Annotated in this window: 13 protein-coding genes; 2 read left to right on the top strand and 11 right to left on the bottom strand. The window is 48.8% G+C overall.

Going from position 1 to position 14,615, the window contains the following annotated elements; all coding sequences use genetic code 11:
- A partial coding sequence (locus JF818_RS07045) for a manganese efflux pump MntP family protein (RefSeq protein ID WP_370570314.1) occupies positions 1-680 on the top strand: 680 nt, incomplete at its 5' end.
- Here JF818_RS07045 and JF818_RS07040 read toward each other — a convergent pair.
- Positions 648-1,979: an MFS transporter gene (locus JF818_RS07040; protein WP_198891323.1), complete on the bottom strand. Its 1,332-nt coding sequence runs from the start codon at positions 1,977-1,979 to the stop codon at positions 648-650. The two genes, JF818_RS07045 and JF818_RS07040, sit on opposite strands and share 33 nt — an antisense overlap.
- A gap of 71 nt (positions 1,980-2,050) precedes the next feature.
- Between JF818_RS07040 and JF818_RS07035 the strand changes: the two genes are divergently transcribed.
- The gene (locus JF818_RS07035) at positions 2,051-3,190 is read left to right on the top strand and encodes a KamA family radical SAM protein (protein WP_233066646.1); all 1,140 of its coding nucleotides are present in this window, start codon (positions 2,051-2,053) and stop codon (positions 3,188-3,190) included.
- Here JF818_RS07035 and JF818_RS07030 read toward each other — a convergent pair.
- From JF818_RS07030 to JF818_RS06985, 10 genes are all read right to left on the bottom strand, one after another.
- On the bottom strand, positions 3,153-4,313 hold the full coding sequence (locus JF818_RS07030) for a hypothetical protein (protein WP_198891322.1): 1,161 nt from the start codon (positions 4,311-4,313) through the stop codon (positions 3,153-3,155). The genes JF818_RS07035 and JF818_RS07030 overlap by 38 nt on opposite strands.
- 25 nt (positions 4,314-4,338) lie before the next feature.
- The gene (gene coaE / locus JF818_RS07025) at positions 4,339-4,947 is read right to left on the bottom strand and encodes a dephospho-CoA kinase (protein WP_198891321.1); all 609 of its coding nucleotides are present in this window, start codon (positions 4,945-4,947) and stop codon (positions 4,339-4,341) included.
- Positions 4,947-7,787, bottom strand: a complete 2,841-nt coding sequence (gene polA / locus JF818_RS07020) for a DNA polymerase I (RefSeq protein WP_198891320.1) — start codon at positions 7,785-7,787, stop codon at positions 4,947-4,949. Before polA ends, coaE begins: the two co-directional genes overlap by 1 nt.
- The gene (locus JF818_RS07015) at positions 7,780-8,562 is read right to left on the bottom strand and encodes an MBL fold metallo-hydrolase (protein WP_198891319.1); all 783 of its coding nucleotides are present in this window, start codon (positions 8,560-8,562) and stop codon (positions 7,780-7,782) included. The genes polA and JF818_RS07015 overlap by 8 nt, the downstream gene beginning before the upstream one ends.
- Positions 8,559-8,888, bottom strand: a complete 330-nt coding sequence (locus JF818_RS07010) for a hypothetical protein (protein WP_198891318.1) — start codon at positions 8,886-8,888, stop codon at positions 8,559-8,561. The genes JF818_RS07015 and JF818_RS07010 overlap by 4 nt, the downstream gene beginning before the upstream one ends.
- Before the next feature lie 99 nt (positions 8,889-8,987).
- The gene (locus tag JF818_RS07005; protein ID WP_198891317.1) at positions 8,988-9,617 is read right to left on the bottom strand and encodes a hypothetical protein; all 630 of its coding nucleotides are present in this window, start codon (positions 9,615-9,617) and stop codon (positions 8,988-8,990) included.
- 53 nt (positions 9,618-9,670) lie between these two features.
- Entirely contained in the window at positions 9,671-10,291 is a 621-nt protein-coding gene (locus JF818_RS07000; RefSeq protein ID WP_198891316.1) for a hypothetical protein, read from the bottom strand.
- Positions 10,292-10,375: 84 nt separating this feature from the next.
- A complete protein-coding gene (locus tag JF818_RS06995) occupies positions 10,376-12,289 on the bottom strand; it encodes an NAD(+) synthase (protein WP_198891315.1) in 1,914 nt (637 codons plus the stop codon).
- A 12-nt stretch (positions 12,290-12,301) separates the two neighbouring features.
- Positions 12,302-13,444 (bottom strand): class I SAM-dependent RNA methyltransferase, encoded by a 1,143-nt coding sequence (locus JF818_RS06990; protein WP_198891314.1) that lies wholly within the window; start codon positions 13,442-13,444, stop codon positions 12,302-12,304.
- Positions 13,428-14,615, bottom strand: a 1,188-nt coding sequence (locus JF818_RS06985; RefSeq protein ID WP_198891313.1) for a M3 family metallopeptidase, incomplete at its 5' end; no start/stop codon positions are given. The genes JF818_RS06985 and JF818_RS06990, both read right to left, overlap by 17 nt.

Below are 14,615 nucleotides of genomic sequence, written 5' to 3'. Positions count from 1 at the left end.
GATCAGTATGTTGGAAATCCAACATTTATGGTTTTTTTCATAATCTTGAGTTTCATGCAAAAACCTCCTATACTCAGCTTCATGAAATGCTGGAGGACCCACTTTTGGGAATCATAGAATTGCTCATGCTCTCTGTAGGCCTTGCTATGGATGCGTTTGCTGTATCCTTATGCAAAGGACTCAGGATGCGCAGAATCAATTGGTCCCAAGGAACCCTCATTGCGTTCTCCTTCGGTTTCTTCCAAGCGGGAATGCCGCTCATAGGATGGTCGCTCGGTCATCAGTTTAAACGTTTCATTACCCCTGTTGATCATTGGATTGCGTTCGTCCTCCTCTCCATCATAGGAGCAAAGATGCTCTATGATTCCATTACAGAAGACCCCACCTGCCCCGTCGAAACAGTTGATCATATTGATCTCAAAGAACTATTACTGCTTTCCATCGCAACCAGTATCGATGCCTTGGCAGTTGGGATCACCCTTGCATTTCTGAACACCGATATCATCCTTTCCATCTCCTTGATCGGCATTATCACATTTTTCCTTTCACTGCTTGCCGTCATCATCGGAAACCACTTTGGTAATCGCCTTCAGAGCAAGGCGGGGATTCTGGGAGGGATTGTCCTTATCCTTATCGGAGGAAAAATCCTATTCTCCCACCTTGGCATCATCGGTTTCTAGGTTCTCACTCTTTCCATCATCAGAGGGCTCCCCTCTCTTGACACGACCCATCAGGAAAAATGCAATCAGCATGGAAGCTGAACCATAGAGGAATATCGCCCTGAAACCGAACAGATCAATGAAGGCACCGGTAATCGGGGGACTGATGATCGACGCTAGCTGGCTGAAGAAATAGTATAGGCCTGTATAAATACCCACCGTCTGATAGGTAGACATCTGCCAGAGCATCGGGAAACTGTTGGTTACCACCGACACCCAAAATATTCCAAAACCAAAAAGCAGGGCCCAGAACGTGTATTGACGGAATGCATCACTCATCCCACTGGTGATTGGATCATGCAGGAAGACCCCTGCGAGCAAGATAACCAGAATGGCCAAAGAGAGACGAATTGTTTTCTTTCTTCCTACCCGGTGTGCCACAATACCTGAAGGAATGGCGAAGAGAGCATATGCGATGCCTACCATACCGGCAGCCAAGCTTGCAGTGCCACTGCTGGTTCTCAGGATATCCTTGGAGTATAAGCCAACAAAGGGAAGGATCCCTTGGTACCCAATAAACCAGAAGAGTAATGAGAGCAGAATAAAGAGTGCACTCTTGTCCTGTTCCTTGAAGATAACCTTCAGGGAGTGAAGGATTGGCTCCTTTTTTTCGCTTTGCTCAGATGCAGTTGCCTTTCTCTCCTTTACAAAGAAAAAGAGGAGCAGTACAGCGATGATGACAAGAACAGAGGAGATAGGGAATGCAAGGATTTCGGTGGTGGGTCCACGACCGGGAAGATTGATCGGGATATCCATCAACCTTGCAAGCCCGACTGTTCCTACGATGGTGGCAATGCCTCCCATGGTATTGATTACACCGTTGGCTTCGCTACGAAGATTTCCGGGTATCATATCAGGCATGAGTGCAACGACAGGTCCCCGAACCGCCTGTTTGAACAGGTTGAGAATGAACACCAGCAGGATAAGCAACCAGAGGCTGTTCAATGCCGAGAAGGGTATCAAGCCAAAGGCAACCGCTGTAACGGGGAGACAGATGACGATGAATGGCATCCTTCGTCCAATCCTCGTATGGGTCCTGTCGCTGATTGCACTGAAGACAGGAATCAGGAATATGGCCAGAATATTATCGAAGGTCATGATCGACCCGATCAGGGCCTTGGACTCAACAAAACGGGCAAGAAAGATAGGGACATAGGTATCATAGAGAGGGTCCATCAGTCCCATGGTAAAAAATCCAAGACCGATCAGAAAGGTGGTGGTGTAGTACCCCTTCAACCCCTTTTTTTGTGTTTTGGCCATCGAAAGACTCCTTGTTACGCTCCGATTGCAATAAGTGTACCATACATTTCCAAAAGGGAGGTAGGCTTTCCTTGGCTCTGGACGAAATCACTCGTTTGCGGTACACCATCCTCATGCAAACTCCCGATGATATGGCAGTAGTCACTACAAAAGAAGCACTGGAACAGTATCTCTCCCTTAGGAAGGAAGAGATCGCCTTTGATGAACACATGGGCTGTTCTCTCCCTATGAAGATACCTACCTACTTTCTCTCCCTGATCAACCCAGAAGATCCAGATGATCCGCTCCGACGCCAGGTAGTTCCCACAAGAGAGGAACAGATCACCGAGCCCAAGGGTACCACAGACCCTTTGGAGGAAGTCAGGTACAGCGTTCAAGATCGACTCATTCACCGGTATAAGAGCAGGGTCGCTTTCCTGACCACTGATATCTGTCCTCTGTATTGCAGGCACTGTTTCCGTCGTCGTTTCACGGGGACTTTCCAGGGTCCTGCAAGTGAAGCCCAGATTATTGAGGCAGCAACTTATGTGGCAAATCACCAGGAAGTGACAGAGATCCTCTTAACCGGTGGTGATGTACTCACCCTCTCCGATTCCCGTTTACAGTCCATGATAGAAGCATTCAGAAGCAAGCGCCCTGATCTTGTAATCCGACTCTGTACAAGGATGCCAGCCTCCTATCCTGCAAGGATCACAGACTCCCTGATCACCATGCTGAAACAGTTCCGGAGTGCTCCGTTCTACCTCATGTGCCAGTTCAATCATCCTAGGGAACTCACCCCTCAGGCAATAGAAGCGATAGACCGCTTTGTAGATGCAGGGATTCCTGCAATGAATCAGACAGTATTGCTAAGAGGGGTAAATGATGATGTAGAGGTGCTTGTTGAGCTTTGCAATCGCATGGTTTCCAACAGGATCAAACCCTATTACCTCTTTCAGGGAGACCTCGTGGAAGGAACCGCTCACTTCCGTGTCCCCATCGAGAAGGGACTTCACTTGGAAGAGCAACTGAGACAGCGTCTCTCAGGTCTTGCCATGCCAGTCTATGCAATAGATCTCCCTGAAGGTGGGGGGAAGGTCCCTCTTGGTAGGAACTATCTACTGGGGAAAAACGAACAAGGTGAATGGATGTTCAGAAATGCAGAGGGAGTAATCAGGACCTATCCTGATCCAATCAGAGAGGAGCTATCCGGTCAAGGACATCCTGAATAGCTTTGGTGCGGATATCCTGACGCTGTGATTCATACACCTCCGGCTCCATGAATACCACCTCTTCCTTCTCTTCGAAGGTAGGAACAAGAATGGGTTCTTCTCCCGCTTTAAGAGGAGTAGCTGGTTCTGTCACTTCAGGTTCTGTTACCGGTGTAATTGCTTCCACTGCTTCAGGCTCTGCTACTGGGGTAGCTTCTTTGACCACTTCTGGCTCAACAACTGGAATTGATTCTTCCACAGTCTCAGGTTCTGTGGCCGGAAGGACTTCTTCGACCACTACTGGTTCATCCACCTGGATTGAAATTTTTGGAGTGGGAATCTTGGGCACAGGTGGGATGAATTTCATTTCAACCAGATAATCCTGCACAGCCTTTCTCACCGGTTCTTCCATGGAATCAAGAAGCGTTGGGGCCAAATCCATGACCATGTCACTACGATACCTGTCATAGAGTGCAACAGCCTCCTCCTCACTCAGACCAGGGCTGGGTAGAGAAGCTTGCAATTCCGCTATATAGGTCTCCTTGTTTGCCTCGAGCTGGCTGACAATTTGTGCGACAACCTGGGGAATCATACGGTCAACCAACTGAGGGACATACTCATCCACTTCCTTGGTCAAATCCTCTCTCATCGCCTCCAACTGCGCGGTGACACTGCCCTCGATGGCTGTCTGCAGATCAACCGCTTGTGCTCTCAGCTCTGCCAAATTCTTTTCAACATACGCTTCAAGCTCACTCTGAAGTACTCCCTGATAGGCTTCTTGATCAGATCTGAGCGTCTCACTAAGTGAGGGAAGTACCATCTCCTCCAATTGTCCTGCAAGGGAATTATGAAGTGTTTCGTCCTCCAAAAGTTGTGCAGCAATGGAGTCTTTCAATACCGGCTCAAGTTGTTCTTGGAGTCGAGGCAACAGCTCCCTTGCCAAGGTCTCAGCTTCTGAGACCTCTTCCACTGTGGGTTTTCTAACCGGGGGAGTTACCTCCATCAAGGGTTGCAGCTGTCTATCTTTTGCTTGCTGGAGAATTTCATTGGGCACGCCTGGGCGAAGATACCACATTCCGACAAATACGAATGTAGTAACAACAATGGTAATGACCAGCAAATTGATCAGGACAGACTTTTTCATTTCGAACCCTCGTATGGAAAAGATTTCATCGCTGGGATGAAATTCGTAATCCTATGGTATCACAATAGGTTATGACTTGTCGATGAATTACCTTCTTTGAGCGGTGATTACCCAATACCACCACATCCAAGCCTTGCACATTGGTCTTTGGAACAATATCCAACTGTGCTCTCTCTCGTTCTAGAAATCGTTTAAAGGAGAGCCCTTCCCTACCTCTACAGCGAAAGAAACGTAACAGCAACGGTGCCTTGATAAACAATATATGGTCACAGAGTGGCTCCAAGCCCATACGCTTAAGCAGTGCTGCGTTGAGAATGAGTGCAGGCTTTTGCTCCTCTCTTGCCTCCCAGATAAGACGCTTACACGTTTCAACCATCCTTGGGTGAGTTATCGACTCGAGCTCCCTTAGTTTTTCCGGGTTGCTGAACACCAGTGTTCCGAGTGCTTTCCTGTCGACCTCTCCACTGTTTATGCTCGACTGGCCAAAGGCTTTCCATAGAGCATCCTTGCTCTCATTGAGGGCATCATGGCCCAAGGAGTCAACATCAACTACTTGGCAACCAAAAGAAGCAAATATCTCTGCATACTGGTCCTTGCCGGCACATGCCCTACCGGTCAGCCCGATAACCATCATCAGTGTATATCTCCCCAGTTGTCCCCAACCTCGATACTGGTCTTGAGCGGGATACTGAGCTTTACTGCACCTTCCAGAGCTTCCCGTACTACGTGTTTTGTCTCTTCTACCTCATCATCAGGCACTTCAAATACCAGTTCGTCATGGATCTGCAGCAGCAAGGTGGCCTTGAGTCCTTTTCCCTTGATGGAGGCAGAAATACGGAGCATTGCAAGCTTCATGATATCAGCCGCTGTCCCCTGGATAACCGTATTTACCGCGATACGCTGCGCTTTCGCACGCTCAACGGCACTCCTGCTGTTGATCTCGGTGATGGTTCTCACATGCCCAAGCAAAGTCCTTACATAGCCATCCTTCTCTGCGCGGCTCCTTGTGGATTCTACAAAGGCCTGGACCCCACTATAGCGCTGGAAGTATTGATCGATGAATTGCTTCGCTTCGCTGTGAGATATCTTGAGGTCCTTCGCCAGGCTATGGGTCCCCATACCGTACATGACACCGAAGTTGATCGTCTTGGCAATACGGCGTTGATCGGAGGAGACCTCATCGAGTGGAACATCGAAGATCAAGCTCGCGGTAGAACGATGCACGTCCACACCCTCTTCAAAGGCTCTCTTGAGTCCCGGGTCATCCGCCATATGTGCCAATACCACAAGCTCAATCTGTGAGTAGTCAGCCGAGAGGAATCGATACCCTTTCTTTGGAATGAACGCAGAACGGATTCTTCTCCCCTCCTCGGTCCTCACAGGAATATTCTGTAGATTGGGGTCTTTGCATGAGAGTCTTCCTGTTTCAGTCCCTGTCTGGCTGAATGAAGGGTGAATCCTACCGGTTTCAGCATTGATCTGTAGGGGAAGCTTGTCGATATAGGTTGACTTGAGCTTATTGAGCATTCGGTATTGCAAGATCAAGGCAACTTCACGGTAGGTCTCCTGCAAAGGTTCCAGTACTTCAGTTGCAGTGGAGAATCCTGACCGGGTCTTGGCACCGGTAGGAATCTCACGCTCTACAAAAAGCACTTCCTGCAATTGCTGTGGGGAGTTCAGATTGAAACTATGCCCACAGATGGAGAAAATCTCCTCCTTGATGACATCAATACGCTTCTCAAACTCCTCGGAGAGAGGCTCTATTCGACTTCTCTCCAAGTAAATACCCGCCAGTTCCATGTTTGCAATGATCAGGAGCAAGGGCATTTCAATGTCATTGAGCAAATCAAGCAAGCCTCTTGCCTTGAGAAGTTCCAGGAACACCTCATAGAGGCGGAATGTCACATCAGCATCCTCAGCACCATAGAACACCACCTGGTCCAAAGGGATATCACTCAGCAATTTTCCTTTTGGCACAATATCGCTGTAGCGGACCGTCTTATGCTCCAGGTACTTCTCTGCAAGATAGTCCATATTGAATACCGAGGTACTATCCAACAACCATGCAGCAACCATGGTATCGAAGACAACGCGTTTGGGAACCACCCCCCAACGAACCAATACCTTGTAATCGTATTTGAAGTTCTGCCCGATAAGCGAGAGTTTCCCACTCCCGAGATAGTCGGCAAGTAAGTCACGCACCTCATCGACTGGCAGGAGTTCCTTTCCCTCATGTACCAAGGGAACATAGTACGCCTTCTCTGCCTCATTGGTGAATGAAAAACCAATAACATCGGCAACCATCTCATCAATACTGGTTGTCTCAAGATCGAATGCTACTGGTTTTCCTGCCTTCTCATATGATGCAAGCAACTCAGAAAGTGCTTTTATCGTTGTCACGGCTTCATATGAACCGTTCTTGGAGGCTTTCTTGACAGGCTTTTCAGGAAGGAACGAGGAGGCATCCCCCCCTGAGGCCCGTCCAAGTTCCTTGAGGATGGTTCGCATCCCAATCTCCTGGAACAGGGGAATGGCTGCCTCATAGTCTACATCCTTGACCAAGTACTGATCAGTGTCGAAGGTTTCGACATTGAATAAATCACGCCTCAGCACGACCAAACTCTTGCTCAGATGCGCGTTCTCCTTTCCTTCCAACAACTTCTTCTGCAAGCCTGGAGCAACCAGCTTTATATGTTCATATATACCGTCAAGGGTACCAAATTGCTGCAAGAGCTTAGCAGCCCCTTTCTCCCCGATTCCCTTCACTCCAGGGATATTATCCGAAGAATCACCCAACAGGGAGAGGTAATCGACTATCTGTGAGGGTTTGATCCCAAGCATCTCCTCAACTTCAATATCCCCCATCAATTGGTAGAACTTTTCGTTCTTCTTCGCAGGTCTCAAGGCAAATGTGTGTTCATCCACGAGTTGGAGCAAGTCCTTGTCGCCGGTAAACATGATGGTGTCAATTCCATGTCGGGTCGCTTCCTCGCTCAAGGTGGCGATAATGTCATCAGCCTCATACCCCTCCATCGTGATGGATGGAATCTTCAAAGCCTTGAGAATGTTGTTGATAATGGGTACCTGAGTATGGAGGTCCTCTGGTGCGGCATCCCTGGTTGCCTTATAGGGTTCATACATTATATGGCGGAACGTCTTCTCCTTTCCGTCCATTGCAACCACCAGATAGTCTGGTGAGTATTCACGTATCAATTTCAAGACCGTGGAAAAGAATCCATATACTGCAGATATGTTGTTTCCCTGGGTATCTTGCATTGGATTCCTGAAAAATCCGTAGTAGGAGCGGTAGATCAGGCCGTAGCCATCGATTATATACAATTTCTTTCGGTCACTGAGTGTTGTGGACTCCTTCTTTTTCTCATCCTGCTTAGGAGGTACGGAAAGGGGTCTATCCTTTGACTCCTTTTGCAACTTCTCTTGATCAAAATCCTGACTGGAAAACAGTTCATCCATGGTATCCCCCTATGGTTAACGAGAGCGTATCATAAGCCACATGGATATGAGATGGAAGTTCATCTTCCAGCTTTTGGTGGCTCACATTATGGCTGAGATGGGTGAAATAGGCACGCTTCGCGCCAACAAATTCTACAAAAGCCTTTGCCTCGAATACACTGTAGTGGGTTGGATGCGGCCAATAGCGCAAGGCACCCACAACAAGGGTATCGAGTCCTTTAAAGTAGGGAAGACTCTCAGGCGGCACTTCACTACAGTCGGTTGCATAGGCAAAGTCCCCAATCCTGAACGCAAAAATCTCCCTTTTGCCATGCAGGATGGGAATGGGTATTACGGTGAAGGGTCCAATCTCAATCGCTTCATAGGCCTTCATGGTATTGAGCTGGAGATGAGGCACCCCACCTGCGATCGTACTTCCGGTAAGTACATAGGGAAAGCGATCAGTTATTGCATGCTTTACTTCATCCTGACAGTATACAGGTAGTACCTGATCCTTACAGAACACCCTCAGGTCATCAATTCCATTAAAATGATCTGCATGGTCATGGGTATAGAGTACTGCATCAAGATGAGAAATATCTGCCCTAAGGGCTTGCAGACGAAACTCCGGAGTGGTATCGACCAAAAGGGAGTGCTCCCCACTCCTGATGAGGATACTGGAGCGAAAACGTTTATCCCGAGGGTCGCTGGAAGTACAAACAGGGCATTTACAACCAATAACAGGAACACCATGGCTTGTTCCTGTGCCGAGAAAGATTACTTCAAATGGAATCATTGGGCACGTTCCGTTACTTGTTTCACTGCAGATTCAAGGGCCTGTTGTCCATCCTTTGCAGCATCCTTCAGTTGCTCTCGGACCTCAGGGCTGGAAAGGAGCTCCTGCAATCGGGCAAACGACTCCCTCGAGAAATCTGGGTTGCCTTGTGCCTGCTCGCTGATTACATCCAGAACCTGGGCATTCACCGATCCTTCGCGAAGGGCAAAGCTGACACCAAGAAACTGCATTCCCATGCTGGGAATAAAGAAATACATCACAAAAAAGCTCAATACTGCTGCAATTACAGCTGACAGAAATGCGTGAAAAAACCCTCTTCTTGCCATGGTGATTCTCCTGAGACTACTCTACCATACTTGGACAAAGGCGAAAAGCAACACAGGCCCGGATTTCTCCGGGCCTGCAGGTAGTATACATAGGTACTATTAGAAAAGTGAGAACAAGAGAGAAACTCCAACCTTGCCATTATCAAGATCTCCGCTGAAGAGTTTGTTTACCTCTGCGGCATTCTTGAATGTGTACTCTGTATCCAAAGTGTAGTTCAAGCCGAGCATTATATTGCCCAGATTAAAGTCAACGGTGGCACGGACTGCAACGGGTGATTGCACGAAAGCATCCCCAAAGTTCTGCCAACTGTCAACACCACTGCCATCAGCGGCAATAATATTAGCTTTCCCTGCATCATCAATGAGCACGCGGAAGCGTGGGCCCATGCCAAATCCAAGGCGCATGAATCCGAGCAAGTCCATCGAGATACCAGCTGTTGTGAGAGCGGAAATCTCGGTGTACTCATCCAAGGTAACTTCATCAGTATAGTTCCCAAAGGTCCCAACTACATCCACTTCAGCTATGAGCAACTTCACACGGAGGTCAGCACCCAAAGTGTATTTCTTGAAATCTCCCATGCCGTCGAAAGAGTCTGCATCCTTGATTTGGCCAAGCGTCTGGTTGTACTGCGCAGTAGCACCCAAACTAAGATCAACAACAGCAGCACTCAGTGCTGTAGGTAGCATCACACATACGATGAGCAGTAATACCATGCTTTTTTTCTTCATTTCATAACCCCTTTTGTCATTACTTATGACACATTACTTATTGCGTACTAAATTTAGAACATTTTCAGTGCCAGCGCAAGGGAGAGGGAGGCCTTATCCACAGCAAATATGCCCCACCACTGACTTGAGTTGAACACTGAACCCAATGTTGCTTCGCTTTCCATCAAGATTCGGGCCCTCAGGCCCAACGGACCAACTTCAGAGCCCAAACCGATCTGAAGATAGACCGGGCTTTCAAACATTGCTTCTGTAAAGGTTTTTTCCTCAGCATCAGCACGTTCTCCATTTGCAAGTTCATAGAAGGAACGAGAACTGCTTGAGGAGGTCGGCATATAGGTAACACTGGGGCCAGCGCCGAACTCCAGGGCAAGTACAGAACCAAGAACGGGCAGACTCACTGAACCCATTCCAATCAGGAGGACTCCCTGTGCATCATCGCTACAGGTTATGGGATAGACCATGGCCTGGCCTTGTAGGAATGCAAGACGTGCACTCAACTCCCCTGAAAACATCCAATTATCTGGATCCTTGAATCCAAGGGAAATATCACCTGCTTCTTCAGGTGAGTAGGTGGCACCGAAGCCAAGGCTTACATTGAGTAAGCTCCTTGCACCGATAGCGGAAGGAACCATGAGGATCATGATGAAAATGAGAATTAATGAACTTTTGCGCATACAGATTAGCAACTCCTCATCTGTATAACAGCTACAGGGCAAAGAAGCTACAAAAGAAATGCAATTATTTAATTGGTTCTTATATTACTCTGCTAGCGTTTCCAACTCTTGTTGCCAGAGAGCCACAGAGGAATCACTACTCATCCGCCAATCCCCACGTGGAGAGAGGGAGACCGATCCAATTTTCGGACCATCAGGGAGACAGGACCGCTTGAATTGTTGGCTGAAAAACCGCCGATAGAATGTTTTCAACCAACCAAGGATGAAATCTGGTTCATAGATATCGGTAAACGCATACTGGGCCAACCTATACACCTTTGCGGGACTGTATCCGAATCGAACCACTTGGTAAAGGAAGAAATCATGGAGTTCATATGGCCCTACAAGATCTTCGGTCACCTGGCTGATCGTTCCATCGCCCTTTGCAGGAAGCAGCTCAGGGCTAACAGGGGTATCCACAACATCCAGCAATACTTTCTTCAATGAGGGCTCGCTGATCATGGCAATGTAGGCAACCAGATGCCTTACCAAGGTCTTGGGAACTGAGGCATTCACCCCGTACATCGACATATGGTCTCCGTTATATGTTGCCCAACCAAGAGCAAGCTCAGAGAGGTCTCCCGTCCCAATAACCAACCCACCCCTCTTATTGGCAAGATCCATCAGGACCTGGGTACGCTCCCGAGCCTGGCTGTTCTCATAGGTGACATCGGTAACAGCAGGGTCATGACCAATATCCTTGAAGTGTTGTCCTACTGCCTTGGAGATGGAGATGGTCAATAATTCCACACCAAGCGCTTTAGCAAGCTTGGTGGCATTCCCCTTGGTACGCTTGGTGGTACCGAAGCCTGGCATGGTCACAGCAAGAATCCCACTCCTGGGAAGATTGAGAGCATCGAAAGCCCTTACACATACAAGCAAGGCCAAGGTAGAGTCCAGCCCTCCTGACAGCCCTACGATTACCCGTTTCGCCTTCGTGTGCTCGAGTCGTTTCTTCAATCCAAGTGACTGCAAGGTCAGGATCTTTTCACAACGTGCAGCCCTCGTCTGCTCATCGGAGGGAACAAACGGATTCCTGTCAAACTTCCGGGTCAAGGAGCAGTCGCGCTCCTCAAGGGTAAATGGTATGCGCTGATAAGCACGGTCATCGTAGCCAAAACTCTGCTTACGGATTCTCTCCAAGGCAAGTTTCTGGACATCTATCTCTGTTACAAGGAGCGAGTCACTCACCCCACTCTCTTCAGCAAGCTTATGACCATCCTCATAGATCAGGTTATGGGGAGAGAACACAAGATCAGTAGTGGACTCACCCTCACCTGCATCGCTGTAAAGATATGCACAGAGCAGTCTAGCGCTCTGGGTCTCCACAAGAGAACGGCGATACTCTTCCTTTCCTACCAACTCATCACTTGCAGAACAGTTGGTAATGACCGTCGCACCAGCAACCGCATGGTCAGTACTGGGAGAGCGTGGGACCCAAAGGTCCTCACATACTTCACAGGCAACCACCAACTCGGGAAGATTGGTACAGGTAAAGAGTAAGCGTGTACCGAAGTAGGTTTTCTGACCAAGGAACTCTATTTCAATATTCTCATCCGAGGGAACACGGAACCAACGCTTCTCATAGAACTCAAGATAGTTTGGCAGGTGTTGCTTGGGAACCATGCCAAGAATGCGTCCACCCTGGACTACTACAGCACAGTTGTATAAGCGTCCATGCAGGGGAACCAGAGAGCCAAAGACCACCAAAAGGTCACTGTTCTTGCTCTCTTCCACTACCTTGGCTATTGCATCAACAGCCCCGTTCTGCAGAGACTTCTGAAGGAAAAGATCAGCACAGGTGTAGGCAGTGGTTACCAGCTCAGGCAGTACAAGAAGCCGAACTTCCCTCTCTACTGCTGAACGCATAAGTGCAACAATGGATGCTGCATTATGGATGGGATCCGCTACGCGAACGGAGGCCGAGGCAACTGCACATTTGACAAACCCGTCTTTCATGGTCTTTTCTCCCTACCGGTCAAGGATGGCAACGACTTCACTATGAAACGTCTGTGGATAGAGGTCGAACACCTTCACCTGGGTAAGAGTGTAGCCCTCAGAGGCAAATCGTTGCAAGTCTCGTCCCAGTGTAACACTGTTGCAAGAAACGTAGATAATACGTTGGCTATTCCAGGACGCGATCAGGGAAGGGAGAGAGGCATCAAGACCAACCCTGGGGGGATCGACCACAACCGTATCCACAGAACCTTTCCTCTCCTTGGCCCAACGCTCAACCGGCTCACTATAGAACTCACAATCAGGAGTATGCCTCTTGGCGAGGGAGAGGCACTGCCTCTGTCGCTCGACAGCGATCACACGCCTACCTTTCTGCTGCAAAAAGGCACTGAAGGTTCCTACTCCACTATAAAGATCCATAACGGTATCACCCACTGCGTGGGATGCTACATAGCTCGTGAGGGCAGGAAGCAAGTATTCATTGGACTGGAAGAACACTGATGCAGTAACAAAGAAGGTATGCCCTCCCACTGTGGTTTTGACCACTTCATCAAGCAAGGAAACCTCATCATCACCACTGAAGACAGGAACCTCGATAAATCCGCTTCTCCCACCCTTGTTCGAGAACATCAGGATTCTGGCAGCCTTGAACAACCGATCAGGGTGCTCAAGCAATGCATTGAGTTTTTCAGAGAGTATTGGACAATGATCAATGGGCACCAAGGACTTGCTTTTTCGCCCAAGGAATCCTACCTTGCGCTCAGCAATATCCACATGGAAGCGGACCCTGTTCCGGTACCCCCAAGCGGGGCCTGTCTCAAGACTCTCTGTACGGAAAGAAGCTGGGTCAATCCCTCCAAGCCTTTTGATGTTATCGAGGACAATGCCTTCCTTCAGAATCCCCTGAGCTTCATCCTTTGCATACTGGAAATCACAACCCCCACACACTCCCCAGTAGGGGCAGGGAGGGGTAATCCTCTCCTCACTTGCTTGGAGGATGGTTTTCAGGGTAGAGCGGATATACCCTGCCTTCTCCTGGGAGTCCCCTAGCTCGACCAACTCACCAGGGAGCACATCCATGACAAGGATACGTTTCCCTTCCTCACTGGTAGTAAGACCTGCTCCTCCCTGAATGAGCTTCTCAATCTGATAAGCCATCGGCAAATTCCTTCGCATAGGAGGCAATGACATCCATCGCTTCCTGCCAGAATGAGACATCAGCAAGATCAATACCGGCCAATCCAGCCACCTCTGAGGCAGGCAGACTACCGGTTGCTCCAAGCAGTTCCTTGTAGGAAGCAGGAAAATCCGTACCTGTTTGTTTGCTCTGAGCCCAGAGTCCCAAGGCGAACAGCTGCCCAAACGCATACGGATAGTTATAGAAGGAGAAATCTGACGAGTAGTAGTGCCCTTTCACCGCCCACATGTACGGATGATAGACGCACAGACCATCCCCATATGTCCTCTTCTGGGCATCTTCCATAAGGGCTGAATATGCACTGGCGCTCAAGTCTCCCTCTTTTCTTCTACTGAATACCGCACTCTCAAAATAAAACCGGCTCAAGATATCGACACACACCTGTGTGGCATCCTGCAGGAAGTGTTCGATGAGGGCAAGTCTTCCCTCTTTGCTGCTCTCCTCCAGTGCTCCCTGGAAGACCAGGAACTCGCTGAAAATGGAAGCAGTCTCTGCCAAGGTCATTGGATAGGAACGCAATAAATTGCTCTTCTGCAGTACCACATGGTCATGCCATGCATGGCCCAGTTCATGGGCGAGGGTGGACACCCCATTATAGGTGAAGTCAAAGTTTGAGAGGATCCTACTCTGCTTTGCCAGGGGGAAAGCTGTATCGTATGCTCCCCCTACCTTCCCCTTCCTGCTCTCAGGGTCAATCCATCGATTCTTGAATGCCTGGTCAGCAAAGGATCCCATCTCAGGGTCAAAGGAACTGAACTGCTGAACGATGAATGCATGGGCTTCATCATAGCTGAAGTGTTGTTCTTCCTTACCTACCGGAGCAAACAGGTCATAGAATGCACAGCTCTCCAAACCCAGTGCCTTGGCCTTGTTCTGCAGGTATCCCCTGAACATGGGCAGGTTCTTTTCAATGGTGGAGATCAGCGCATCAAGGATAGGACGATCAATTCGTGATTGCGTCAGGGAACGGTCAAGAGGGGAAGTATAGCCTCTCCTCGCATCCAAGGTTATCGTGGTTCCCTTCACTCCGTTCAAACTCGAGGCAAAGGCAACCTCATAGGCCTTCCATATCTCCAGCTCTTTCTCAAATGCCTTTTTTCGGATACTCCTATCAGCATTAAAGGCTTCATT

The organism is Sphaerochaeta sp. S2, assembly GCF_016406725.1.
In the GTDB taxonomy this organism is placed as follows: domain Bacteria; phylum Spirochaetota; class Spirochaetia; order Sphaerochaetales; family Sphaerochaetaceae; genus Sphaerochaeta.
This window is presented reverse-complemented; position numbering and strand designations above follow the sequence as displayed.

What these genes read in the sequence shown, in the direction of transcription:
- JF818_RS07015 (WP_198891319.1), bottom strand. Translation starts at nt 8,562, where the DNA reads ATGATTCCATTTGAAGTAATCTTTCTCGGCACAGGAACAAGCCATGGT.
- coaE (WP_198891321.1), bottom strand. Translation starts at nt 4,947, where the DNA reads ATGATGGTTATCGGGCTGACCGGTAGGGCATGTGCCGGCAAGGACCAG.
- JF818_RS07000 (WP_198891316.1), bottom strand. Translation starts at nt 10,291, where the DNA reads ATGCGCAAAAGTTCATTAATTCTCATTTTCATCATGATCCTCATGGTT.
- JF818_RS07005 (WP_198891317.1), bottom strand. Translation starts at nt 9,617, where the DNA reads ATGAAGAAAAAAAGCATGGTATTACTGCTCATCGTATGTGTGATGCTA.
- JF818_RS07010 (WP_198891318.1), bottom strand. Translation starts at nt 8,888, where the DNA reads ATGGCAAGAAGAGGGTTTTTTCACGCATTTCTGTCAGCTGTAATTGCA.
- JF818_RS07030 (WP_198891322.1), bottom strand. Translation starts at nt 4,313, where the DNA reads ATGAAAAAGTCTGTCCTGATCAATTTGCTGGTCATTACCATTGTTGTT.
- JF818_RS07040 (WP_198891323.1), bottom strand. Translation starts at nt 1,979, where the DNA reads ATGGCCAAAACACAAAAAAAGGGGTTGAAGGGGTACTACACCACCACC.
- JF818_RS06995 (WP_198891315.1), bottom strand. Translation starts at nt 12,289, where the DNA reads ATGAAAGACGGGTTTGTCAAATGTGCAGTTGCCTCGGCCTCCGTTCGC.
- polA (WP_198891320.1), bottom strand. Translation starts at nt 7,787, where the DNA reads ATGGATGAACTGTTTTCCAGTCAGGATTTTGATCAAGAGAAGTTGCAA.
- JF818_RS06990 (WP_198891314.1), bottom strand. Translation starts at nt 13,444, where the DNA reads ATGGCTTATCAGATTGAGAAGCTCATTCAGGGAGGAGCAGGTCTTACT.